24 protein-coding genes are annotated in these 23809 nt (G+C 70.0%); 13 read left to right on the top strand and 11 right to left on the bottom strand.

Features of this window, described 5'->3' with window-relative positions; all coding sequences use genetic code 11:
• Positions 1-90 precede the first annotated feature (90 nt).
• Genes SY84_RS01810 through SY84_RS01835 form a run of 6 tightly spaced genes read left to right on the top strand, consistent with a single transcriptional unit; the run spans position 91 to position 2459 of the window.
• Positions 91-393, top strand: coding sequence for a PadR family transcriptional regulator (locus SY84_RS01810; protein WP_046842566.1), 303 nt, complete (start codon positions 91-93; stop codon positions 391-393).
• Positions 390-950: a hypothetical protein gene (locus tag SY84_RS01815; protein ID WP_046842567.1), complete on the top strand. Its 561-nt coding sequence runs from the start codon at positions 390-392 to the stop codon at positions 948-950. The genes SY84_RS01810 and SY84_RS01815 overlap by 4 nt, the downstream gene beginning before the upstream one ends.
• A complete protein-coding gene (locus SY84_RS01820) occupies positions 947-1486 on the top strand; it encodes a hypothetical protein (RefSeq protein ID WP_046842568.1) in 540 nt (179 codons plus the stop codon). Before SY84_RS01815 ends, SY84_RS01820 begins: the two co-directional genes overlap by 4 nt.
• Positions 1483-1959, top strand: coding sequence for a hypothetical protein (locus SY84_RS01825; protein ID WP_046842569.1), 477 nt, complete (start codon positions 1483-1485; stop codon positions 1957-1959). Before SY84_RS01820 ends, SY84_RS01825 begins: the two co-directional genes overlap by 4 nt.
• Complete coding sequence (locus SY84_RS01830; RefSeq protein WP_046842570.1) at positions 1956-2171, top strand: hypothetical protein; 216 nt, start codon at positions 1956-1958, stop codon at positions 2169-2171. Before SY84_RS01825 ends, SY84_RS01830 begins: the two co-directional genes overlap by 4 nt.
• A 24-nt stretch (positions 2172-2195) precedes the next feature.
• The gene (locus SY84_RS01835; protein WP_157882860.1) at positions 2196-2459 is read left to right on the top strand and encodes a hypothetical protein; all 264 of its coding nucleotides are present in this window, start codon (positions 2196-2198) and stop codon (positions 2457-2459) included.
• Between the two features lie 57 nt (positions 2460-2516).
• Here SY84_RS01835 and sdaAA read toward each other — a convergent pair whose 3' ends face one another.
• Positions 2517-3410: an L-serine ammonia-lyase, iron-sulfur-dependent, subunit alpha gene (gene sdaAA / locus SY84_RS01840; RefSeq protein ID WP_046844854.1), complete on the bottom strand. Its 894-nt coding sequence runs from the start codon at positions 3408-3410 to the stop codon at positions 2517-2519.
• A 145-nt stretch (positions 3411-3555) separates the two neighbouring features.
• Between sdaAA and SY84_RS01845 the strand changes: the two genes are divergently transcribed.
• Positions 3556-3738, top strand: coding sequence for a histidine phosphatase family protein (locus SY84_RS01845; protein ID WP_046842572.1), 183 nt, complete (start codon positions 3556-3558; stop codon positions 3736-3738).
• A gap of 530 nt (positions 3739-4268) precedes the next feature.
• Here the strand turns inward: SY84_RS01845 and hutH are convergent.
• From hutH to hutU, 5 genes are read right to left on the bottom strand one after another with little or no spacing between them, the layout of a single operon-like run.
• Positions 4269-5771: a histidine ammonia-lyase gene (gene hutH, locus SY84_RS01855; RefSeq protein WP_046842573.1), complete on the bottom strand. Its 1503-nt coding sequence runs from the start codon at positions 5769-5771 to the stop codon at positions 4269-4271.
• Positions 5772-5824: 53 nt separating this feature from the next.
• The gene (gene hutI / locus SY84_RS01860) at positions 5825-7024 is read right to left on the bottom strand and encodes an imidazolonepropionase (protein ID WP_046842574.1); all 1200 of its coding nucleotides are present in this window, start codon (positions 7022-7024) and stop codon (positions 5825-5827) included.
• Positions 7021-7959 carry an arginase family protein gene (locus SY84_RS01865; RefSeq protein WP_046842575.1) on the bottom strand — a complete coding sequence of 313 codons (939 nt, stop codon included), beginning with the start codon at positions 7957-7959 and terminating at the stop codon, positions 7021-7023. The genes hutI and SY84_RS01865 overlap by 4 nt, the downstream gene beginning before the upstream one ends.
• Entirely contained in the window at positions 7956-8501 is a 546-nt protein-coding gene (locus SY84_RS01870) for a DinB family protein (protein WP_046842576.1), read from the bottom strand. The genes SY84_RS01865 and SY84_RS01870 overlap by 4 nt, the downstream gene beginning before the upstream one ends.
• Entirely contained in the window at positions 8498-10186 is a 1689-nt protein-coding gene (gene hutU / locus SY84_RS01875) for a urocanate hydratase (RefSeq protein WP_046842577.1), read from the bottom strand. Before hutU ends, SY84_RS01870 begins: the two co-directional genes overlap by 4 nt.
• A 220-nt stretch (positions 10187-10406) precedes the next feature.
• Here hutU and SY84_RS15715 point away from each other — a divergent pair, with 220 nt between their 5' ends.
• The 3 genes from SY84_RS15715 (at position 10407) to SY84_RS01890 (ending at position 13207) form a co-directional block, all read left to right on the top strand.
• Positions 10407-11009 (top strand): TetR/AcrR family transcriptional regulator, encoded by a 603-nt coding sequence (locus SY84_RS15715; protein WP_052751005.1) that lies wholly within the window; start codon positions 10407-10409, stop codon positions 11007-11009.
• On the top strand, positions 11006-12256 hold the full coding sequence (locus SY84_RS01885) for a glycosyltransferase (protein WP_046842578.1): 1251 nt from the start codon (positions 11006-11008) through the stop codon (positions 12254-12256). Before SY84_RS15715 ends, SY84_RS01885 begins: the two co-directional genes overlap by 4 nt.
• A 195-nt stretch (positions 12257-12451) precedes the next feature.
• A complete protein-coding gene (locus tag SY84_RS01890) occupies positions 12452-13207 on the top strand; it encodes an IclR family transcriptional regulator (RefSeq protein ID WP_046842579.1) in 756 nt (251 codons plus the stop codon).
• A 55-nt stretch (positions 13208-13262) separates the two neighbouring features.
• Here the strand turns inward: SY84_RS01890 and SY84_RS01895 are convergent, their stop codons facing one another.
• From SY84_RS01895 to SY84_RS01915, 5 genes are all read right to left on the bottom strand, one after another.
• Complete coding sequence (locus SY84_RS01895) at positions 13263-15713, bottom strand: EAL domain-containing protein (RefSeq protein WP_046842580.1); 2451 nt, start codon at positions 15711-15713, stop codon at positions 13263-13265.
• A gap of 70 nt (positions 15714-15783) precedes the next feature.
• Positions 15784-16950, bottom strand: a complete 1167-nt coding sequence (locus tag SY84_RS01900) for a serine hydrolase (RefSeq protein ID WP_046842581.1) — start codon at positions 16948-16950, stop codon at positions 15784-15786.
• Position 16951: 1 nt separating this feature from the next.
• Entirely contained in the window at positions 16952-17797 is an 846-nt protein-coding gene (locus tag SY84_RS01905; protein ID WP_046842582.1) for a DegV family protein, read from the bottom strand.
• An 87-nt stretch (positions 17798-17884) separates the two neighbouring features.
• Complete coding sequence (locus tag SY84_RS01910) at positions 17885-21070, bottom strand: heterodisulfide reductase-related iron-sulfur binding cluster (RefSeq protein ID WP_046842583.1); 3186 nt, start codon at positions 21068-21070, stop codon at positions 17885-17887.
• A 92-nt stretch (positions 21071-21162) separates the two neighbouring features.
• Positions 21163-21783 carry a helix-turn-helix transcriptional regulator gene (locus SY84_RS01915; protein ID WP_046842584.1) on the bottom strand — a complete coding sequence of 207 codons (621 nt, stop codon included), beginning with the start codon at positions 21781-21783 and terminating at the stop codon, positions 21163-21165.
• A 66-nt stretch (positions 21784-21849) separates the two neighbouring features.
• Here SY84_RS01915 and SY84_RS16965 point away from each other — a divergent pair, with 66 nt between their 5' ends.
• The 3 genes from SY84_RS16965 (at position 21850) to SY84_RS01925 (ending at position 23735) form a co-directional block, all read left to right on the top strand.
• Positions 21850-21981: a hypothetical protein gene (locus SY84_RS16965; RefSeq protein WP_281174739.1), complete on the top strand. Its 132-nt coding sequence runs from the start codon at positions 21850-21852 to the stop codon at positions 21979-21981.
• 89 nt (positions 21982-22070) lie between these two features.
• Complete coding sequence (locus tag SY84_RS01920; protein WP_046842585.1) at positions 22071-22592, top strand: hypothetical protein; 522 nt, start codon at positions 22071-22073, stop codon at positions 22590-22592.
• Between the two features lie 117 nt (positions 22593-22709).
• Complete coding sequence (locus SY84_RS01925; RefSeq protein ID WP_046842586.1) at positions 22710-23735, top strand: ATP-binding protein; 1026 nt, start codon at positions 22710-22712, stop codon at positions 23733-23735.
• Positions 23736-23809 lie beyond the last annotated feature (74 nt).

Raw genomic sequence — 23809 nt, forward strand, 5'->3', positions numbered from 1 at the left:
GGGACGGGGGAGAGGGGTCGCCGCGCCGCCTCTCCCCCTTCGCGTGCAGCGTCACTTGACACGAAACTCTACATATGTTGTTAATAGGGCATGCCACGATCCCCCAACTCCAGCCCCCACACCAGAGCCGTCCTGCACGCCCTCCAGCAGACCTACCCCGCGCACACCTACGGCTATGACCTCTCAAAGAGCACCGGTCTGAAAAGCGGAACCCTCTACCCCATCCTCCAGCGCCTGCACGAACAGGGCCACCTGGACGCCCAGTGGGAACAGTCCCCCCACCCCGGCAAACCACCCCGCCACATCTACCGCCTGACCCAGAGTGGCCTCGAGCTGGCCCGCGACCGCCACGAAACCACCCCCACCACCCGCACCACAGGAGCGCTGACATGACCCACGACGACTGGAAGACCGGCATGCAGAACGAAGCGGACAGCGTACAGGACACCCGCTGGAGCCACGACACCCGCCAGAGCCTGCGTCACCGGCAGCTGGCCCGCACCGTCCTGACCGCGCTGCTCGCCACCACCGGCACCGTGACCGCCACCGCCGCCCTGACGCTGGGCACGCAGTGGGGCGTCATGACCCGCGAGGCCGCCCGCAACGGCGTGGACAGCCTGACCTTCCTGAAATGGAACCTGCTGGGCAACCCACAACCCGTCACCACCATTACCGACAGCCAGGACCCGCAACTGCCCATCACCGCCCTGATCCTGACCGTCTTCATGCTCGCCGCCGTCGCCACCCGCCTGCGCGTCCCCCACTGGATCACGCTGCTGTGCGCCACACTGGGCACCCTGACCATCGCCACCCTTATCAACCTGATCAACCGCGACTTCGCCGGTTTCCCCGCCTACCCCCTGAGCGTCGCACTGGGCATCGCCGCCCTCGGCATCATCCTCGGCCTCCCCTTCCGCCACCCGCCCCACCAACCCCGGAGCCTCGCGTGACCCCCGACGAGTGGAACGACGGCATCCGCAACGAGGCAGACAGCGTTCAGGACACGGACTGGAGCCAGGACACCCGCCGCCACCTGCGCCGCCAAGCATGGCTGACCGCCACGGTCATCACACTGGGATTCACAGTGGTCACCCTGTCCCTGATGGCCACACTTAACGCAGCGCTGATCGGTAGCCTGCCCGCCCTGACTTCCGGCATTACCCAGGTGTTCGCCACTCCCCTAAACCCTGCCTGGGCGCTTGTCGCTGGCCTGGGCTACCTGCTGACCCGGCAAGGATTCACGCCAGTCCAGGCGGCGGGAGTCCTCCTGACTGTCAAGCTTCTGGGTTCAGTCGCGACACGACTCGTCACCCTGAATGTCCCATCAACCTTCCCGGACGGCACGACCATCCTGTTCGACATCCTGCCCTCTCCACAGGCATTCATCAGCGGCCCAATGCTTGTATCTCTGATTCTCAACTTCGTCGTCCTTGGCGCCGGAATCGGACTCGCTCGCATCAACTTCCCCCGGACGAGAACCGCGTGACCCCCGACGAGTGGAAGACCGGAATGCAGAACGAAGCCTCCAGCGTGAACGACAGGGAGTGGGCCATGGACACGAAGCTGGCAGCGGGACGATTCGGATGGCGTGGTGCGGGCGTGGCGGCGGCGGTGTTCGCGGCTCTGGGCGTGGGCGTGGTGCTGCTCGGGCAGTTCCTCTGGCGGCACGACGCGCCGGATCAGTTGTGGTTGGGCGTGATGATCCTGTCGGGCATGGTCGGCGCCCTGCTGGGTACCCGGCGCGTGGGGGCGCTGGAGGCCGGGGTGGGGGCGCTGGCGTTCCTGCCGGGCGCGTGGATGACAGTGGTGGCATTACAGGCCGTGCTGGGCAACGCGGCTCCGTTCACGCCCATCATCGGAGTTTCGAACGAGGGTGTCGCCGTGGTGGCTGTCATCGCGGCGTGCGCGGCGGGCAGTGTTCGCACCGCCACCGACCGCCTGACACTGGTGCGCGCGTGACCCCGGACGAGTGGCGGACAGGGATGGAGCACGAGGCGCAGACGGTCGGGCAGGTGGACGATAGGTGGGCGCAGGACACCCTCGCGTCGGCACGGCGCCTCCCTCACCGGACTGTGCTGGTGGATGTCCTGCTGAGCGCGGCGACGGCTGGCGTGGCGGCGTTCGCCCTGAGTGGGCTGTCGGGGGCGCTCCTGCGACTGGTCGCGGATTAGGAGCCGACGTGGGAACTGCTGACCTTGCTGAACCTCACGACGGCAGGGGTGCTGATGCTGCTGGGCCTGTGCCTGGGTGCCGCCCGCGTGCGGGTATGGACGGTCGTGACGGCGTTCCTGACCTACCCGCTTGTGTGGGCCTGGGCGCAGGCCGCGCTCGGGACCACGGTGGGCTGGGATGCCCCCCTGAGCGGCTTCCTGCTGGCCGGGGGAGCCGTGGTGCTGACGGTCCTGGCGGTCACGCTGGCCGGTCGTGCCGTCATGACGCGCAGGCTGCGCCGGACCTGACATGACACAGGAGCGGGCCGACCCCAGCTGCACAGGGGTCGGCCCGCTCCTGTCCACCTACGCTAGTGGCAGTTCGATCATGCCGCCCGGTCCCTCGCCGTCCTTCTTCCCTTCCATGCGGGCGGTGACGGCCAGTCCGGTGGGGGTCTGGGCGAGGCCCCCGTCGGCGGTTTCACGCAGCGCAGCGGGCATCATGCGGCCCACGCTGGCCATCGCACCCAGGACCTCGTCCGGGGGGATGAAGGATTCCAGTTGCGCCAGGGCCAGCTGGGCGGCGCTGACGGCGTGCACGGCGTAGAAGGCGTTGCGGCTCACGCAGGGGACCTCCACGTACCCGCCGACCGGGTCGCAGACGAGACCGATGGTGTTCATGAGGGCCATGCTGGCAGCGTGCACGGCGGCGCGGGGGGTGCCGCCCATCAGTTCGACGATGGCGGCGGCGGCCATGGCGGCGCTGCTGCCGATTTCGGCCTGACAGCCGCCTGCCGCGCCGCTGATGAACATGCGCTTGCTGATGGCCTTGCCGATCCCCGCGGCGAGGATCATGGGGTTCACGAGGCGCTCGTCGGGCAGGCCGAGGTGGTCGGCCACGCCGATCAGCGCGCCAGGGATGGTGCCGGCACTGCCGGCGGTGGGGGCGGCGACGATGCGGCCCATGCGGGCGTTCTCCTCGTTCACGGCCATCGCGTACGCCTGCACGCGCCGCAGCAGGGGCGCACCCAGCACGTCCGGGGCGTCCCAGAGGCCCTTGGCGTTCCAGCCGACCATCCCCGTGATGCTCCTGGCGTCGCTGCTCAGGCCGCGCTGGATGCTGGCGCGCATCTCGCCGATGCGGCGCAGCATCTCGGCGCGGATGTCGTCGGGTTGCAGGCCGGTCTCGGCGCAGTCCTGCGCGAGAATCCACTCGGAGGCGGGGTGGGGGGCGTTCAGGATGTCGTCGAGGGTGGTCATGGCGTCCTTGAGGCGTGCGCGGCGCACGGATGGTGAAGAGGTGGTCAGTGCGGAAAAGTGGCTCCCATCGTACGCCCCGGCCTGTCTAGCCGAATCAGCGCGCGGTGAGGCCGTCCGGAGCGCACGGACACCGTACCGTGCAGCCGTGAAGCTCCTGCTGATCCGCCACGCGCAATCCGAGAACAACGTCATCGAGGACCGCCCCGACTACACGCAGGCGCGGCAGCCCGACCCGCCCCTGACCGCACACGGACACCACAGCGCCCGGCAGTTCGCACAGGACGCCGACCTGAGAGGCGTGACGCACGGGTTCCGTCTGTTTCGTTGACAACCCGGAACAGCACCGGGTCGCCAACTCCACGCCCGGAACCCGTTTTTCTCCTACTCGCGTCCGCTCGGATTGAACGGCTTTGTAAGCCATCCAATCGGAGTCCGTATCACCTGTACACCAGCCTGATGCTCCGCGCCGTGCAGACCGCCGCCCCCATCGCCGCCCACCTGAACCTCCCCGCGCACGGCATCGAACGGGCCTACGAGTACGGCGGCCTGACCACCGGCCCAGCCGGAGGCTTCACACCCGTCACGGGCGGCGACCACACCAGCCTCCGCGCGCACTGCCCCGCACTTATCTGGCCCGCGCACCTGCACGGGCAAGCGTGGGACGGCGGCGCGGAAGCCTGGGAGGAACCCCGCTTCCACGCCCGCGCCGCGCACGTCCTGACCGACCTCCGCGCTCAGCTGGCCCGTCACGGACACCCCACCGACCTTCCATATCGCGCACCTCGGTACCGCCCAACTCGACCTGCCCGCAGACGGCCGCATGGGCGGACTGGAATGGCTGAACCGGTAAGGGTTCCCTTACGCCTCCCGCGCCACGCGGAGCAGTTCGCCGCTGCGGACCATCTCGACGATCTTCAGGAGGTCCGGGCGGTAGTAGCGGTCGCGGGTCATGTTGGGGATGTGGGCGCGAATGTGTTCCCACGCGGCCTGCGCGCCGCGTCCGGCGTGGAGGTTCTGGAAGTCGAGGGCCTGCGCGGCGCACAGCAGTTCGATCCCGATGACGTTCTGGACGTTCTCCAGGATGGCGCGCAGCTGCCGGGCGCCGTGCGCGCCCATGCTGACGTGATCTTCCTGGTTGGCGCTGGTGGGGATGGTGTCCACGCTGGCGGGGTGGGCGAGGACCTTGTTCTCGCTGACGAGGGCGGCGGCGGTGTACTGCGCGATCATGAAGCCGCTGTTCAGGCCGCCCTGCGGCGTCAGGAAGCCCGGCAGGCCCGACAGGGACGGGTTCAGGAGCTGCTCGCAGCGGCGCTCCGCGATGCTGCCGAGTTCCGCCACCGCGACTTTCAGCGTGTCGATGGTCACGGCGAGCGGCTGCCCGTGGAAGTTCCCGCCGCTGACGACGTCGCCGGTGTCGGGGAAGATCAGAGGGTTGTCCGTCACGGACGCGAACTCCACCGCCAGCACCCGTTCGGCGTGCGCGAGGGCGTCCAGGCTCGCGCCGTGCACCTGCGGCGCGGCGCGCAGCGAGTACGCGTCCTGCACCTTCCCGTCCCCCACCAAGTGCGACGGCGCGATCTGCGAATCCCGCAGGAAGAACCGCAGTTCCTCGGCCACCGCGACCGCGCCGGGGTGGGGGCGCAGGCCCACCACATCCGGCTGGAAGGGTCGGTGCGAGCCGTACATCGCCTCGACCGTCATGGCCGCCGCGAGATTCGCCGTGCCCAGCAGCGTCCGCGCATCCGCGACCGCCAGCGCGAGCAGGCTGCCCATGAGCTGCGTGCCGTTGATGAGCGCCAGTCCCTCCTTCGCCTGCAACACCAGCGGGGTCAGGCCCAGCTCGGCCAGCACGTCCGCACTGGCGCGCACCTCGCCCCGGTACTCGATCTCGCCGTGCCCGATCAGCGCCAGGGCAAGGTGCGCCAGCGGCGCCAGATCCCCCGACGCGCCCACGCTCCCCTGCGCTGGAATGACCGGGTGTGCCCCCGCGTTCAGCAGGGCCAGCAGCAGCTCCACCACCTCGGGCCGCACCCCCGAATGCCCCAGCGCCAGCGACTGCGCCCGCAGCAGCAACATTCCGCGCACCACCTCGGTCGGCAGGGCCTCCCCCACCCCGATCGCGTGCGACAGGATCAGGTTCAACTGCAACTCCTCCAGCCCCTCGCGCGGCACCTGCACCGACGCGAACTTCCCGAAGCCCGTATTCACGCCGTACACCGCCGCGTCACCGTCCACGATCCGCTCGATCACCGCCCGCGCCCGCAGGATGCGCTCACGCGCGGCGTCGGACAGCTGGACGGACTCGCCGCCACGCACGACGGACAGGAAATCAGACAGGGTCAGGTGTTGATCGAGAATCACGGGTGCTCCTTCGGAGGGTTGATGGGTGATAGAGGATGGTTGATGGAGATGGTTCAGACGGGAATTCCGCCGACGAACACGTTTCGCACGGGGTTCGCGCCGAGGGTGTAAGGCAGGTCGCGCCAGTCGGGGCTGTGCAGCGCGAGGAAGTCGGCGCGCTGACCGGGCGCGAGGGCTCCCCGGTCACTCAGGCCCAGGGCGGCAGCCGCATTGACGGTGCTGGCAGTCAGCGCCTCAGCGGGCGTGAGGCGGCACAGGCGCACGGCCAGCGCCAGCGCCAGTTGCGTGCTGAACACGGGGGACGAGCCGGGGTTCAGGTCGGTGCCCACGGCGACCGCCGCGCCCGCGTTGATCAGGGCGCGGCCCGGCGCAGCGGGCAGACCCAGGTGCAGCGTCACGCCGGGGAGGATGGTCGCCACGGTGTCCGACGCGGCCAGCGCGGCGATCTGCGCGGGGCCGCTCGCTTCCAGGTGATCCACACTCAGGGCACCCAGCTCGCACGCGAGCTCCGTGCCGCCGATGGCGTGGAACTGGTCGGCATGCAGCTTCGTCTGAAGCCCGTGTGTTTTTGCGGCCTGGAGGATGGCACGGGTCTCGGCCACCGTGAACGCCTCCCGCTCGGTGAACACGTCCACCGCCGTCGCCAGCCCGTCACGTACCACGCCGGGGATGAGATCGTGGCACACCGCCTGCACGTACTCGGCGCGGCCCTCGGTGGGCGGCACGTGAATCAACAGGGTCGGCACGAGCCCGTATTCCGTCTGGAGGGCACGGACCGCCTGGAGCATTCGCAACTCGGCGTCGAAGTCCATTCCATACCCGCTCTTGACCTCCATGGACGTCGCGCCAGAGTCCCGCAGAGCCTCCAGGCGAGGCCGGGCGAGCGCCACGAGATCGTCCACGCTGGCCGCCCCGGTCGCCCGCATGCTGCTGCGGATGCCGCCGCCGCGCGCGAGGATCTCCTCGTACGGGACGCCCTGCACGCGCGCCTCGAAGTCCGCGAGGCGATCCCCGGCCCACACGGCATGCGTGTGCGGGTCGATCAATCCGGGGACGACCGCCACGCCACCCAGGTCATGCTCCTGCGCGTTGCTGGGAGCGTCGGCGCGCGGGCCAATCCAGCGGATCACGCCCCCTGACACGAGCATCGCCACATCGGGAATGACCGTCAGGTCGCGCATGGCCGCGCCACGCTGCATGCCGGGGGCAGGTGTGACCAGCTGGCTGATGTTCGTGAACAGTGTTTCCGTCATCGTGTCCACCCCGACTTTGCGGCACCGAATTCGTCCACGGCGCACAGTGTCTCCATGATCAGCCGCGCCGTCAGGAGTTCGCTTCGGCCAGTGGGGTCGAGGTTCGGGGCGAGTTCCACCACGTCCAGGCCGACGATGGTGTTGTGCCGCGCGGTTTCCGCCAGGATCGCCATGCCCTGCGCGTAGGTCAGGCCGTCCGGTTCGGGGCTGCTCGTGCCGGGGATGACGCTGGGGTCGAAGCCGTCCACGTCCACGCTGAGGTACACGTTCTTCCCGCGCGGCAGCCGCTCCAGCACGCGTGTCAGGTCGCCCGCGACGTCCGTCATGGGGATCAGGGCGTGCCCCCGCGCGCGGGCTGCCGCGACTGCTTCCGGGTCGAAGCGCAACCCGCGCAGACCGACCGTCGTGATGTGGACGAGGTTCGGCAGTTCCTCGCACGCGCGGCGGAACGGACTGCTGTTGCTGTAGCGGGTGTCGTTCCGGGAGTCGGTGAAGTCCAGGTGCGCGTCCAGCTGCACCACGTGCAGGTCCGGCACGCCCGCAAACGCACGCAGGATCGGGTACGTGACGCTGTGGTCGCCACCCAGGAACACGGGCAGACGGCAACGCTCCCTCATGGACTCCGCCGCCGCGCTGATCCGCTGCCGCGCCAGTTCGGGTTCCAGGCTGGGCAGCACCACGTCCCCCGCGTCCGCGAAGGTCACGCCCGCCAGTCTCGTCACGCCGTCCAGGCCCGTGAAGGGCGGCACGCTCCGCAGGCTCGCCTCCCGCAGTGATCGTGGCGCGAAGCGTGCGCCGGGGCGGAAGCCCAGCGCGATATCGAAGGGAATACCGAGCACCGCCACGTCCGCCATCCAGTCCCCCTCGGGCTGAACCATCGGCGCGCGGGCGAAGGTCGGAATCCCGCCGTAGGGCAGGTGGGTGGGCTGGGTCATCTCTGGCTCCGGTGCAGGCGGATGAGTTTCTTCAGGAGAATGATCTGACCCTGGTGCCTGATCTCGTCTTCCATGACGTGGAACCACGCGAAGTGGTTGTTCCAGGTGTCGCGTCCCCATGGGCTGTATTCGTGAGCCAGCCATTGATCGTCCCGGTCGCGCAATCCGGCGAGGGTCTGCTGCCTAACTTCATTCAGTCGCTCCACATATCGTTCAAGGGGTTGGCTGTGAATCTCACGTCGGCCCGCGTCGCCCAGGCGGAGTTCTGCGCGAGTCGAATCAGGCCGGACCCCCTGGAAAGTGATGCCCTGGTAGCCCTCTTCAAGCCCGGCAATGTGGGCCAGCAGCATCCCGATGGTGTTGCCTTCAGGGTTCACCAGGGTATCAAGTTCCTGCACAGTGAGCCCCTCGACTGCTCCGAGCGTGGTATTTCGGACGTAAGACATCATGTGAATCAGCCGCGCGATCTGCGGGGCATAGCCCTCGAGATCAGTGATGACAAGGTGGTCTGTACGGCTGAGTGGCAGGTGGTGCCTGTTCATTCTCTGGACTGTATGCCGAGGCTGGGGAGGTCGAGGCCGCGTTCGCGGGCGACGTTCAGGGCGTGGTCGTATCCGGCGTCGGCGTGGCGGATGACGCCCATGCCTGGGTCGTTGGTGAGGGCGCGGGACAGTTTCTGCGCGGCTTCGGGAGTGCCGTCGGCGACGATGACGAGGCCGCTGTGCTGGCTGAAGCCCAGCCCGACGCCGCCGCCGTGATGGAAGCTCATCCAGCTGGCGCCCGACGCGATACCGACGCCGAAGTTCAGGAGGGGCCAGTCGGATACGGCGTCGCTGCCGTCCAGCATAGCTTCCGTTTCGCGGTAGGGGCTGGCGACGCTACCCGCGTCAAGGTGGTCGCGGCCGATGACGATGGGGGCTTTCAGGCGGCCGTCGGCGACCATCTCGTTGAAGAGGCGCGCGGCCTGGTCGCGTTCCCGGTACCCGAGCCAGCAGATGCGGGCGGGGAGGCCCTGGAAGGCGATCTGGTCGGCGGCGTACGTGAGCCAGGATTGCAGGCGTTCGTCGTGCGGGAAGAGGTCCAGCAGCGCGCGGTCGGTGGCGCGGATGTCCTCGGGATCGCCACTCAGCGCGACCCAGCGGAAGGGGCCGCGGCCCTCGCAGAAGGAGTCGCGGATGAACGCGGGGACGAAGCCGGGGTAGTCGAAGGCGTTCTCCACGCCCGCTTCCTGCGCGCGGTGGCGGAGGTTGTTGCCGTAGTCAAACGCGACGGCGCCGCGCTTCTGGAGTTCGAGGATGGCGCGGACGTGCGCGGCCATCGCAGCGTACGCGCGGCGTTTGTACTCGTCGGGGTGGTCGGTGCGCAGGCGGCTGGCGTCCTCGTCGGGCGTGACGGGTGGGATGTAGCCCCACATGGGGTCGTGCGCGCTGGTCTGGTCGGTGATGAGGTCCGGGGTCCAGTTCATCTCGACGAGCTGCGGGACGAGGTCCGCGGCGTTGCCCTGCACACCGATGGAGCGGGCGACGCCCTCGGCCCTGTACCCCTCGGCGCGGGCGATGGCGTCTTCCAGGCTCGTGGCGACCTCGTCGAGGTAGCGGGTGTCGAGGCGTTTCTGGATGCGGGTGGGGTCGATCTCGATATTGATGCTGACGCCCCCGGCGAGTTTCACGGCCAGCGGTTGCGCGCCGCCCATGCCGCCCAGTCCGGCGGTGACGGTGATGGTTCCTTTCAGGGTGCCACCGAAGTGCTTGCGGGCCGCCCCGGCGAAGGTCTCGTAGGTGCCCTGGAGGATGCCCTGCGTGCCGATGTAGATCCAGCTTCCGGCGGTCATCTGCCCGTACATCATCAGGCCCGCCTGGTCGAGCTTGTCGAAGGTTTCCCAGTTCGCCCAGTGCGGCACGAGGTTGGAGTTGGCGAGCAGCACGCGCGGCGCCCACTCATTGGTGCGCAGGACGGCGACGGGTTTGCCGGACTGGATCAGCAGCGTCTCGTCGTCTTCCAGCCGGTCGAGGGTCTCCACGATCCGGTGGAAGGCCTCCCAGCTCCGGGCGGCCTTGCCGCGCCCGCCGTACACGACCAGGGTGTCGGGGTGCTCGGCGACGTCCGGGTCGAGGTTGTTCATCAGCATGCGCTTGGCCGCTTCCTGCACCCATCCTTTGGCGGTTTTCTGGGGGCCGCGTGGGGCGCGGATGACGGGGGCGGGTTCGGTGGGGGCGGGGTGCGTCATGAGGTGTCCTCCGGTGGGGGTGCGGGCGGATCGGCAGGGGCGGGCGTCGGCGCCCTTACGTGCTCCTGGCCTGCTTGATGTGCCGTCATCTTCCGCCCGAGTGCGGTGGGTCGCAATCCGGTTTTCCGGTTTGTCCGGAAAGTTGTGGTCCCCCATTGCCTCCACCGCTCCTCTCCATCAGAATGAATGAGTGAACACTCACTCGGGTAGAGATGAACGGATGAAGCGGACCTCGCCCCGCCCGGCAGACGATCCCCAGCGGCGGGCGACCATCCTCCGCGCGGCACAACTCTGTTTCGCGCAGGACGGCTTCCACCGCACGACCATGCGCGCCGTGGCCCGGCAGGCGGGACTGGCCGAGGGCACCCTCTACCACCACTTCCGCAGCAAGGACGACCTGCTGCTCGGCCTGTTCGGCGCCCTCGGGGAGCAGGCGCGTGCGTCGCTCGATCCGGCGGCGCTGGCGGCCCTGAACCTGCGGGACTTCCTGCGGGCGTTCCTGGAAGCGCCACTGGCGGCCCTGATGCAGGACGAGGCGGGGCTGCTGCGCGTGATCCTGTCCGAGGGCCTGATCCGCCGCGACCTGGGCCGCGCCTTCGCCGACGGCCTGAACGGAACGGCGGACCTGGGCGCGCAGGCGCTCGCCGCGCGGCCCGAACTGACTGGCATGGACACCGGCGAACTGCTGCGTACCGGCCTGACCCTGGTGCTCGGCCACTGCGTGCAGGGCGCACTGTCGGGCGACCCTCTGCCCGATCCGCAGGTGACGGCGGCGCGCGGGGCAGACGTGCTGCTGGCCATGGTGGCAGGTGAGCGCGCATGAACATCACGCTGATCGCGCTGGGTTCGCGCGGGGACGTGCAGCCGTACGTGGCGCTGGGGCTGGGGTTGCGCCGGGCGGGGCACGCGGTGCGGCTCGCCTCGCACGACACGTTTCACGCGCTCGTGACGGGCGCGGGGCTGGAATTCGCCCCGATGCGCGGGAACGTGCAGGAGGTCGTGAACAGCCCCGAGATGCGCGCCGCGCTCGCCAGCGGAAACATGCTGGCAATCAACCGGGTGTCCGCGCGCGCCACGCAGCAGGGCGCGCTGCTGTGGGCCGAGGACGGCCTCATCGCCGCGCGGGACGCCGATCTGCTCATGGCGGGCATCGGGGGCATGAACGTGGCGCAGGCCCTCTCGGAGAAACTGCGCGTGCCGCTCGTGGAGGCACACGTGGTGCCGTTCCACCCCACGCGGGCGTTTGCCGGGGCGATCTTTCCGCCGGGCACCGCGCGGCTGGGCGGCTGGGCGAACCGCCTGTCGCACGTCCTGACGCGGCAGGTGATGTGGCAGATGTTCCGCGCGGCCGACACGCGCGCGCGGCGTGAGGTGCTGGGCCTCTCCCCTGCCCCGCTGCTCGGCCCGCGCCCGCTGCGGCCCCTGCCGACCCTGCACGGGATCAGTCCGGCGGTCCTGCCGCGCCCCGCCGACTGGGACGCGGCGCAGCACCTGACCGGCTACTGGTTTCTGCCGCAGGAGGCCTGGACGCCGCCGCCCGCGCTGGAGGCGTTCCTGAACGCCGGGCCACCCCCCGTATCCATCGGGTTCGGCAGCATGACCACCCCGGACCCGCAGGTGACCACCCGCGCGGTCGTGGCGGCCCTGGCGCGCAGCGGACAGCGGGCCGTGCTCCTGAGCGGCTGGGGTGGCCTGAGCGCCGCCGACGTGCCGGACACCGTGTTCGTGACGGACAGCGTCCCGCACGACTGGCTGTTCCCGCGTGTGGCTGCGGCGGTGCATCACGGCGGGGCGGGCACGACCGCGGCGGGGCTTGCGGCGGGCGTCCCGAACGTCGTCGTGCCGTTCTTCGGGGATCAGCCGTTCTGGGGGGATCGCGTGCAGAGGCTGGGCGTGGGACCCGCCCCGGTGCCGCGCCGCGCCCTGAACGAGCGGACCCTGGCGGACGCCCTGACGCGCGCCGTCACGGACGCCGGGATGCGTGACCGCGCGGCGGCGCTGGGCGCCCGCATCCGCGCGGAGGACGGGGTGACGCGGGCGGCGGAGGTGGTCTCGGGGTTGAGGTTGTGACGACAGAATTCAGCGGTAAGGAGGGCCTCCCGCACGTCCTCTGAATCGAGCGGACTCGCAGAGCGAGCACCTGAAACCAACAGGGGTGGAGATGGAGCCCTGGGCGCGTTGTTGGGCCCTCGATGAAACTGAAGCCCGCTGTGACGCCGCCGCCGTGTGTTTCCGGTCCAGCCGGAACCGTGCCATGCTGCGCTCGTGGCTTCCCCTTCCCTGCTGGCGGGCGCAGTGGACGTGCTCTCTGCGTTCGACGCGGATCACACCGAGTGGCGCCTGTCGGACCTGTCGCGGCAACTGGGCGTGCCGACCAGCACCCTCCACGAGCAGCTGCTGGCCCTGTGCGAGACGGGCCTGCTCGCGCGGGTGGGGCGGGGCCGGTACCGGCTGGGGTGGCGGCTGCTGAAACTGTCCAGTGCGCTGTACGGCAGCCTGCCCTGGTACGGCCCGGCGCACGCGGCGATGGAGCGGGTCGCGCGGGCCGGGCACGCCCTGGCGTTCCTGTGCGTGCTGGACGCGAGGTCAGGGCGGGTACTGTGCATTGCCCGGAGCGTGCAGGGCCGGGACGGCCCACCGGTGGCCGGGGAACTGGATTTCGAGCTGCCCGCACATGCGTCCGCCAGCGGGAAGCTGCTGCTGGCGCTGGCGGGTCGCCCCCTCCCGCCGGGCGCGGCGGCGTTCACACCGCGCACCGTGACCGGGGTGGAGGCGTGGGAGGCCGAGACGGCAGGCATCCTCGCGCAGGACGCCGCCCGGACGCAGGACGAGTGGGCGACCGGCACGTCCGGGCTCGCGGTCCCGGTGCGCGGGCCGGACGGGACGGTGCTGGCGGCGCTGGGTGTCAGCGTCCCGACCGCGCGCGTGCGGGGAGACACCCTGCTGCGCCTCCTGCGGGACGAGGCGGACGCGGTCAGCTGGGAGCTGGGCTGGCGTCCGGGGGCGCCGGGCACCCATTGACCCCGTTTCGGGCGACAGTCCGCCACATTTGTCTGCGTGTGCGGAGCGTCCCGGATCAGTGGCGCGTGGGGGGCTCGTCGCCGGGCACCGCGCCTGTCAGGAGGTACTTGGCGGCCTCGGGCGGGAGAGGCCGGGCGAGCAGGAACCCCTGGATGTGGTCGCATCCGAGGTCGCGCAGGCGGTCGCGTTGCGAGTCGTCCTCGACGCCTTCCACGGTGACGGTCATGTTCAGCGTCTGCGCCAGCTGGATCATGGCGCCCATCAGGGCCGTCACGCGGGGTTGCCGGTCGGTGTTCAGGTGCCGCGTGAAGGACCGGTCGACCTTCAGCTGGTCGAAGGGCAGGGATTCGAGCATGCTCAGGCTGCTGTACCCGGTGCCGAAGTCGTCCATGGCGATCTGCACGCCCAGCGCCTTGAGTTCCGTGACGTGCGATTGCGCGCGCTCCAGGTCGCGCATGACGAGGCTCTCGGTGATCTCGAGGATCAGGTGCCGGGCGGGCAGGCCGGTGGCGCGCAGGGCGGCGCGGACGGTATCCACGAAGTGAGGCAGGTCGAACTGCAGTGGCGAGACGTTCACGGACATGCACAGGCCCCGCTGCGGGAAGGCCCAGCGGACCGCCTGGGCGCACGCCTCACGCAGCACCCACTCGCCGATGGGAAGGATCAGGCGGGTGTCCTCCGCGACCGGGATGAACGTGACGGGCGGAATCAGGCCCCGTTCGGGGTGCTCCCAGCGGATCAGGGCCTCGAAGCCCGCGAGGGCCCCGCCGCGCACGGCGTAACGGCCCTGGTAGTGCAGCCGGAGTTCCTGGCGGTCCAGGGCGCCGCGCAGGTCCCGTTCGAGCAGTTGCCGGTCGCCGGGTTCGCCCATGGCGGATTCGAAGTGCAGCACCTGGTTCCCGCCGCTGCGTTTGACGCGGTACATGGCGAGGTCCGCGTGCTGCTGTAGCGCCTCGGCGTCCCGGCCGTCGGAGGGCGCGACGGCGCAGCCGATGCTGGCAGTGATGGTCATGCGAGTCCCGGCGAGGTCGAAGGGGTCGGTGAGCACGTCCGCGAGTTTCTGCGCGACCAGCGTCGCGTCGCGGCGGGCACTGACGCGGCTCAGCAGGACCGTGAACTCGTCCCCGCCGACCCGCCCGACGAGGTCGCTGCTGCGCACGACACTCTGGAGGCGCCGCGCGACCTGTTGCAGCAGGCTGTCCCCGGCTGAGTGCCCGAGCGTGTCGTTCACGGTCTTGAAGCGGTCCAGGTCGATGAAGATCAGCGCGGCGTTCTCGCCACTGCCCAGGCTTCGCAGGGTGTCGGTGGTCACCTGCTGGAAGTGCGCGCGGTTGCTGACACCAGTCAGGGCGTCGTGCGTGGCGCGGTGCAGCAGGTCCGCCTGCGTGTCGCGCAGCTGCCGGTTGGCGCGGGCGAGGTCCACGTTGCGCAGCCGCTCGATCTCCGCCTCGCGGTTCAGGAGTTCCAGGCGGATCTCGGCAGTCAGAAGCTGGGAGCGGGCGTCCACCTCATGTTCGTGCACGGCGCGTTCCAGCGCGTGGTGCTCACGGGCATAGGCCAGGGCCGCCCGGTGATCTCCGGCCCACTCGTGCAGGCGGACCAGGCCGTCCAGCGCGAGGATCTCGACGGGACGACTGCCGACCTCGCGGGAGCACTCCAGGCTCTCGCGCAGCAGCGCGCCGGCCTCCTCCAGGTTCCCGAGGGCCAGGTGCGCCAGCGCGGCGGCGCACGCGAGGCGGCTGATGCCTTCGCGGTCCTGCCGGGCGCGCGTGGCGTCCAGGTCGGTCAGGGCGACCGTCAGTGCCTGCCCGGTGTGCCCCTGGCGGAGCAGGGCGCGGCTCACGCATTCCTGCACCGTGCTCACCCAGCGGGGCGGACCGACCTGCCGGATCAGCGGAAGGTGCTCTCCGGCGAGGTCCAGCACCTGCGCGGGGTGGTCCTGCCGGTCATGTATGAGAATCAGGTGCGTGATGGAGGACGCCAGGATGATCGGCGACTGCAGCACCTGCGCGAGCTGCTGCGCGCGGTCATGGAAGGCCAGGGCCTGTGACAGCTGCCCGGTGGTGGTATACAGCGCCGCGAGATTGGTCAGCGCGCGGAACGAGCCGGTGTCATCCCCACTGGCCTGGGTCAGGCGCAGGCTGTCCAGGAAGGCCTGCAGTGCCAGGTCATACTGCGCGACGCGATCGTGGTACAGGCCCAGGCCGTTCAGGGAACGGGCCTCCATCAGGGGGTCGGCCACCTGCCGCGCCAGGGTCAGCGCGGCGTCCAGGTGCGCCTTCACGTCCGGCAGGCGACCGGTGTACAGCGCGCAGCCGCCCAGCAGCAGGTACGCGAGCAGCTGGGCGCGGGTGTCGCCGCGCTGCGTGGCCTGCGCGAGCAGCGCCGCGATCTGCGCGGAGGTCACCTCCGGGGTGTGGTACATCCCGGCTTCCAGCGCCGCCAGGTCACGTTCGAGGGACCCGGGCGGCGCGCGCAGCGGGCTGTTCACCTCCTGTTGTGTCACGCGCTCCCCTGTGGCATGGCGTTCAGGGTATCGGGCGGCGCGGCACAGGTTCCTCACAGGGACGGAACCTTCAGGGCGGGGGCGCAGTGACCGGTCGGGCCAGCACGGCGCGCAGCGCGGCGTTGATCCACGCGAAGGCCCGGCGGGTGTTCGGCATGGTGTACGTCTGGTCGGCGCCGCGCTGCATGAACACGTACACGAGGTGGCGGCCGTCCGTCGTTTCCAGGTAGCCGCTGTAGGTCAGCAGCTGCCAGCCGTTGCCGCCCTTGGCGCCCACGTACCGCACGCGGTTCTGGTGCGTCAGGGTCAACGCGGACTTCCCGAAGCCCAGCGCCATGACCTCCCGCTGCCAGCGGCGTGAGGTCTCCGAGAGGTCCGGACGCAGGAATTCCTGCGCGACGAGCGTCCCGAACTCGTACGGCGTGCTGAGGTTGTATACCTGGGCGTCCACGGCGTCGTCCCGGCGGTGGTCAAAGTGGTCGTTCAGCTTGCGCTGCACGTAATCCGCGCGGTAGCGCTGGGCGTCCTGATCGATCAGCGCGGCGATCCGGCGCTGCTCATCGCCATGTGCGCCGGTCCAGCGGGACGTTCCGTTGAAGGTCGCGGACAGGCCAGTCTGCGCCACCCACCAGGCCTTGGTCGGCAGGATCAGTCGCGTGCGGCACAGGCCCAGGCGGTCGGCGACGTCCTGCACGGCGTTCAGGCCCACTCGGCGGTGCAGGATGTCGGTGGCGGTGTTGTCGCTGTTGCGGATCATCCGTTCGCTTAGGGTCCGGACATCCGAACCGTCGAAGGGATAACTGCCCAGCGACTGGTTCTGACGGGTCACCTTGAACCGCTCGGCGGGACTGACCGCTCCCGAGTCCACGCCGCGCAGCAGGGCCCACAGCACCGCCTGCTTGTACATGCTGGCCAGCGGGAAGACGCGGTCGGGATTCGTGGCGACGGCGCGGCGGACCGAGAGCGTGACCGGGTCGACCTCGGCCACCCACAGGCCCAGCTGTCCGCTCAGGTGATGCGGGGGCGGCGGGGCTGTGGGCACAGCTGGCGCGGCCTTCAGGCAGCCCCGGTCGTCCCGCAGTGGGTCGGAAATCGCCTGCGGCTGCCCCGGCCGGGCCTGTCCGGGCACGGACTGGCGTTGCAGGGTCACGTGCCCCTCGCGCTGCGGGGCGGGCTGGGCGCAGCCCAGCAGGACAGCGGGCAGCCACCACGCCGCCCGGACAGGGAAGCCCCTCACGTCAGACCGTGACAGGCTCCAGGGTCACGCCGACCGTGCCGGGGCCCGCGTGGGTCGCGACGACCGCGCCGATCTGATGGTCGCCCATGTCCTCGAACGTCAGGCCCGCCAGGCCGGCGCGGACCTCCCTGACGTACTCCTCGCCGCCCGGGGTGCACATCACGGCCAGGCGCACGCTGCCGTGTTTGGCGACGTACTTCTTCACGTGATCCACGATGTCCGCCATGGCCTTCTTGTGACCGCGCACGCGCCCACCGGAATCCACTCGGCCGTCCTTGACGACCAGGATCGGCTTGATGTTCAGCAGGCTGCCCAGCAGCGCCTGCGCGCCACCGATGCGCCCGTTGATCCGCAGGAAGTCCAGGGTGTCCACCGTGAAGCGGATGTCCGCCTTCGCGCCGGCCGCCTCCAGCTGCCGCACGAGCTCATCCATGCTCAGGCCCTGGTGCGCCAGTTCAGCGGCGCGCAGGACGCGCAGGCCCAGGCCCATGCTGACCGAGCGGCTGTCGACGACCGTGACCTTCCCGCCGAACTCCTGAGCGGCGAGGCGGGCGCTGCCGACCGTGCCGGACATCTGACCACTGATGTGGATGCTCAGCACCTGATCGGCCGTCTGAAGCGCCGCGGCGTACGCGGCGGCAAACTCGGCCGGGCTGGGCTGAGAGGTGCTGGGGGTCTTCTTGCCGGCCTTGAGGCCCGTGAAAATGTCCTGCGGGGTGATCTCCAGGCCGTCTTTGTGCATCTTCCCGTCGAACAGCACGTACAGCGGCACGCCGGTCACGCCAATCTGAGCAAGCAGCTCTGGCGTCAGGTCACATGTGGAATCCGTGACGATCGCAATGGTCATTCCCTGATACTAGCGTGACCTTCGACACGGTGCAGACAAGCAGCACGCGAAACCGCCCCGTGAGGGGCGGCTCGGACGTCCGTCAGGTTATTCCGGCTTCTTCTTCGGCTGCCACTTCTTGCGGCCCCCGGCACCGGGTTCACTCGTCGCCTGCTGCCCTTCCTCCAGCAGGTTCTCCCCGACCTGTTCGAGGTGCACGTGCTCGGTGACGGGCTCAGGGGTAGCCGCCACCTGTGGCTCGGGCGTCACCGGGACAGTGCCCGACGCGGCCTTCGGTGCCCATTTCTTCCGTTCGCCGGTCGGGGCGGGCGCGGCAGGCGCGACTTCAGGCGTCACGACAGGAGCGGGGGCGGCCTGTGTGGTCGGTTCCGTCACTTCGGTCACGGGCGCGGCGCTGACCGGCTGGCCTTTCGGCGCCCACTTCTTCCGCTCACCTGAGGCGGGCGCGGCTGCGGGCGCTGCGGGCTCAGTGCTGGAGGCCACCTCGGCGGGAGCCACCGGCGCGGAGGGCTGGGTGGCAGCGGGGGCGGGCGTCGCCTCAGCTTTGGCTTTCGGCGCCCAGGCCTTGCGGGCGGGGGCGTCCGTGCCGGGTGCCGCAGAGGCCGGGGTCGCGGCCGTGACATCCGGCCGGGCGGCAGGGAGGTGAGCAACAGGGGCGGGGTTCACGTCGTCCGCCTTCGCCCTGGGTGCCCAGGCCTTGCGGGCGGGAGTGTCGGCTGCCGGGGTGGTGGGCGCCGCCGTCGCAGCCTCCGGGGCGGGCGTGACGGGCGCGGCACTCACGTCGTCGCCGCCTTTGGGCTTCCAGCTCTTGCGGGCCGGGGCGTCGGCGGAAGGGGCAGCAGCCGGGGCAGGGGCGGTGGGCGCCACGTCGTCGGCACCCGCCGCCTTGGGTTTCCAGCTCTTGCGGGCGGTCGCCTCGGGGTGCGCGGCCTGCGCCTCGGGCTGGGTGCCCTGGGTGGCGTCGGGGCTGCCGGGCTGCGCGTTGATCACGGCGGCGCTCGTCTCGCCCACCACGGCTGCGGGGGCACCGGCGCCGGGGCGGTCACCCGTGCGCTCCATGGGGGTCTGCGCGTTCGGGGCGCTGACGACCTCGGGCTGTTCCAGCGGGGTGGCGTCCGCCACAGGGCCGGTGGGGGCCGCCTGCTGCCACGTGCCGTCGGCGCGCTGCACGCTCTCGAGCATGAGTTCCGCGACGTCCTTGACGATGATGTCGTCGCGTTTCTGCTTCTCGGGCGTGGAGTTCATCATGGCCTTGCAGAACGGGCAGCCGACGGCGACGACCTTGCCGGTCTGCTCGAACTCGTCGCTGGCCGCCTTGGCGTCGTCCAGGCGGGCCTGGAGTTCACGGAAGCGGTTGTCGCTGATGCGCTCGCTGCCTTCTTCCTCTTCCTTCCAGAACTGCGCGCCGCCCGCGCCGCAGCAGAAGGAGTTCTCGCGGCTGCGTTCCAGGTCCAGCACCTCGCCCGCCATCTTGGTGATGAGGGTGCGGGGCGCGTCGTACACGCCGTTGTGGCGGCCCAGGTAGCAGGGGTCGTGGTAGGTGACGTTCTCGGCGAGCCGTTCCATGGGGAGCTTACCGGCGGCCACGAGGGTCTCGAGGTACTCGGTGTGGTGGATGGTGCGGTAGTCGCCGCCGAGCTGCTTGTACTCGTGCCCGATGGCGTTCATGCAGTGCGGGCAGGTCGCCACGATCAGTTTCGGCGCGACGGTGTTCAGGGTCTCGACGTTCTCCTGGGCCAGCGTCTGGTACAGGAACTCGTTCCCGGCGCGGCGGGCGCTGTCGCCGGTGCAGGCTTCCTTCTTGCCCAGCACGGCGTAGTTCACGCCGGCCTTGTCGAGCAGCTGCACGAAGCTGCGGGCGACCTTCTGCGCGCCGGGGTCGTAGCTGGCGGCGCAGCCCACCCAGTAGATGACGTCCGGGGTGGGGTTCTCGTCGATGGTGGGGACTTTCAGGCCCTCGGCCCATTCCATGCGTTTGTCGCGGCTGATGCCCCAGGGGTTGCTGGTGCGTTCCATGCCGCGGAAGGCGGTCTGCAGTTGCGGGGGAAACTCACCGGCGACCATGACCTGATGGCGGCGGATGTCGATGATGTCGAGCATCTGCTCGTCCTGCACCGGGCAGACCTGCATGCAGGCGCCGCAGGTGGTGCAGGCCCAGACCGATTCCTCGTTGATGGCGAATTCCAGCAGCGGGTGCGCCGTGCTCGCGCCGCCCTCGAAGGGCGCGGGCTTGAGCGTGAAGGGGCTGGGGTGCGACCCGATCACGTTCAGTTCCATGCGCTTGTTGATCTCCAGCGCGGCGGGGCTCAGGGCCTTGCCGGTCGCGTTGGCCGGGCAGACGTCCTGGCAGCGGTTGCACTGGATGCAGGAGTACGCGTCGAGCAGGCGCGGCCATTCCAGGTCCTCGAGTTTCTCGACGCCCAGTTTGGGTTCCTCGGCCTCCATCGCTTCCTCCAGGCCCTTCATGGGGGGGAGGACGCCGCTGCCGACGGGGCGCTTCAGGGCGTAGTTCAGGGGCGCCATGAAGATGTGGATGTGCTTGGTGAACGGGAAGTACGCGAGGAACGCCAGGACGCTGCCGAGCGCGCCCCAGTACCCGAAGACGCGCCAGCCCTCGATGGCCTGCTCGCTGGCGCCGTTAAAGAGGAGGCGGCCCAGGGCGCTGCTGAACGGCTGGAAGGCGTCGTACCCGCCGAGCCCGCGGGCCTCCTCGGTCATCTTGGCGGCGTTGCCGAGCACGCGGCTGCCCACGTGGAAGGTGATGAACGACGAGACGATCAGGCTGTCACGCAGGATGTAGTTGGCTTTCAGCAGCGGGTGCAGCAGCGTCTTGTCCGTGAAGCGGAAGTCGCGTTTGCTGGGCAGGAACAGGCGGCGAATCAGCAGGCTGATGACGCCGACAAGCACGAGCATGCTCAGCAGGTCCGCCAGGAAGTTGTACCCGGCGAGCAGCGGGCTGTCCTTGGAGTAGATGTGGAACGGCAGGTAACCTTCCAGGCCGTCCACGACGTTGACCAGCAGGTAGTACACGAAGCCGTAGAAGATGAAGCTGTGCAGCACGCTGATGGCGGTGCGGCGGCGGAAGGTGCGCTCCTGGGTGAGGCTGACCCGGATGGCGTACAGCACGCGCTGGACGGGGTTGCCGGTGCGGTCCTCACTGGCGGGCGCGCCGCGCGCGACGCGGCGGTAGAGGCGGTAGAAACCCCAGACGCCGAACCCACCGGCGATCAGGGCGAAGACGAAGAACAGCAGTTTGTGGATCAGGGGCAGCAAGGGGGCAACTCCTTCGGTCGGAATGGCTTAACTGTACTCGGACGAAAAATTAGACTGAGTCAAAGTATATCGGACAGCGCGGCACCCGCGCATCACCCGTGCACCGGGTCCCGCGTCAACCCCACATGCACCAGATACACGCTGTCCGACTCATCCTCCGACGAGCGGGCCAGGAACTCCTGCACCACCCCGGACAGCCGCTCGCGGAACGCCTGCGCGTCCTCCCGCGACAGCCGCAGCAGCGCCCATTCCCCCAGCGGCCGCTGCCCTGCCGGGGCACCCGACCCGTCCAGTTCCTCACGCGTCAACTCACGCCGGGTCAGCAGGCCCTCCGGCGTCACGTGAAACCGCAGCAGCCAGTCCGGCGACACCCGCTGATACTCCCGCGCGTAGCCGCGCAGCATCCGCTCCCACGAGGGAAGCTGCACGCCCGACAGCATCTCCTCCAGCGGCATCACCCGCGACGGGTCCACGATGAACTCGTTCGACACCGCCCCGAACACCGCCGGACGCTGAGAGGCGACCTCCCGCACCAGCCCCAGCCGCACGAACCGCTTCACCCAGTACCCCAGAGAGGTCGGCGGGGACCCGGTGATCTCCGCCGCCTGCGCGATCGTCATCGGCGCCGCCATGAAAGGCGTCAGGAGACGCATACGGTCATGATCCAGCAGCACCTCAACCACCTGCGGATCGTCAAGGATAACGTGCGCCATACCGCGAATTCTACGGGGGTTTTCGCAGTGGACCTCCGCTACCGTGGTCACCACCGGAGGTCCCCCATGACGCGCACCATCCTGCTGGCCCTGACCCTCGTCCTTCCACACGCGAGTGCCGCCGCCCTGACCGGGCCGGCCGAGAGTGGCATCTCCCTGACCTGTTCCATGCGGGTGTGCCCACCCAGCGCCCCGTAAACGACGCCTTCCTCACCCGACGCCGCAGCCCAGCCCTCCACATCACGCGGCGCGCGGGGCGCCTTGCTCCTCACCCACGAGAGGCCCACATGACGCGACTCCTGCCCCTGACCACCCTGTACCCGGCCACCCTGTTTCTGCCCCTGCTGCTCGCCGCGTGCGGTGGGGGCGGCACCTCCACCCCAGGCCCGACGCCGACACCGGGGAACGCGATCACCACGCGCCTCGCGGCGTGCCCGGTCGTGAACACCTCCTCGGACCCCGCCGCGAGTAGCTGCCTCGCCGGGACGTACGCCGGACAGACCCTCAGCGGCGCGGCGTGCGCCCTGACGGTCGCGGCGGACGGCGCGTACACCTTCACCAGCCCGACCCTGACGTACTCATTCACGCCCACCCCCCAGGCCATCCGGGTGTTCGGGCGGCAGGCGCTGCCGGACCTGAATCAGGTGATCTGGCTGATCGACGACCCGCTGACCGCCACCGAACCGAAGGAACTGGACCTCCACGCCACCTGGGGCCGGGGCGCGCCCAGCGTGAAACTGGACATCCAGGGCACAAAACGCCTCGCGGGGGGCGGCAGCACCTCCGTGACCTGCACCGTTCCGTTGTAGGCCCCGCTCGCCGGGGATCAGGGGATCAGGAATACCACCGACCCCACCCCGGACCCTGAAGGCCGCCCAGGCGCGCGCTCACTGCGCCGGGCGGCCCCATTGATGTAGCCTCAGCGCGTGAGCCTGACTGCTGCCGAACTTCAGACGTACCTGCACGCTCTCGTCCGCGGGGACCTGAAACTCGCCACGATGATCTGGGGCCCCCCCGGCGTGGGCAAGAGCAGCGTCGTGGCGCAGGTCGCCGCCGCGCACGGCCTGGACTTCGTGGACGTGCGCCTCTCGCAGCTGGCCCCCACGGACCTGCGTGGCCTGCCGGTCCCCGAGAGCGACGGGCAGGGGGGCGGCGTGAGCCGCTGGTACCCCCCGGAATTCCTGCCCCGCAGCGGGCGCGGCATCCTGTTCCTGGACGAGGTGAACATGGCCCCGCCCACCATGCAGGGCATGGCGCAGCAGCTCATCCTGGACCGCCGGGTGGGCAGTTACGAACTCCCGGACGGGTGGTTCGTGTGGGCCGCCGGGAACCGCAAGGAGGACCGCGCCAGCGTGTTCGACATGCCCGCCCCCCTCGCCAACCGCTTCCTGCACCTGACGGTCCGGCCGGACTTCGACTCCTGGCGCAGCTACGCCCTGGGCCGGAACCTGCACGAGCACGTCATCGCGTTCCTGACCTTCCGCCCGGAACTCCTGCACCGCCTCGACCCGCAGCAGCCCGCGTGGCCCAGCCCCCGCGCCTGGGAGATGGCGTCCCGCCTGCACCGCGCCGGACTGGACGCCACGCCCGCCATCGGCGAGGCCGCCGGGGCCGAATTCAGCGCCTTCGTGCGCCTGTACGAGCAGCTGCCCGACTTGGGCATCGTGCTCGAAGGCCGGGGCGCCGGCCTGCGCCTGCCGGACGAACCCAGCGTCCGCTACGCCGCCGTTGTGGGTCTGGCCGCCCGCGCCAGTACCGCCGACGAGGCGTACCACGCCTTCACGTGGCTCGCCGACAGCGCCGGACCCGAATGGCTCCAGCTGTACGTCGCCACCCTCGTCAGCAAATTCCAGGCCATCGGGCAGCTCGCGGACCTCGCCGAACTCGTGGGCCGGGACGAACGCCTCGCCACGCTCGTGCAGACCACGCTGAGCCTCACGGAAAGCGCGTGAGGGGGGGGGATGGTCGATGGTTGACAGTTGATGGAGAACCGCCTTTTCCATCAACCATCAACCATCAACGTTCA

It is taken from the genome of Deinococcus soli (ex Cha et al. 2016), assembly GCF_001007995.1.
Lineage (GTDB): Bacteria > Deinococcota > Deinococci > Deinococcales > Deinococcaceae > Deinococcus > Deinococcus soli.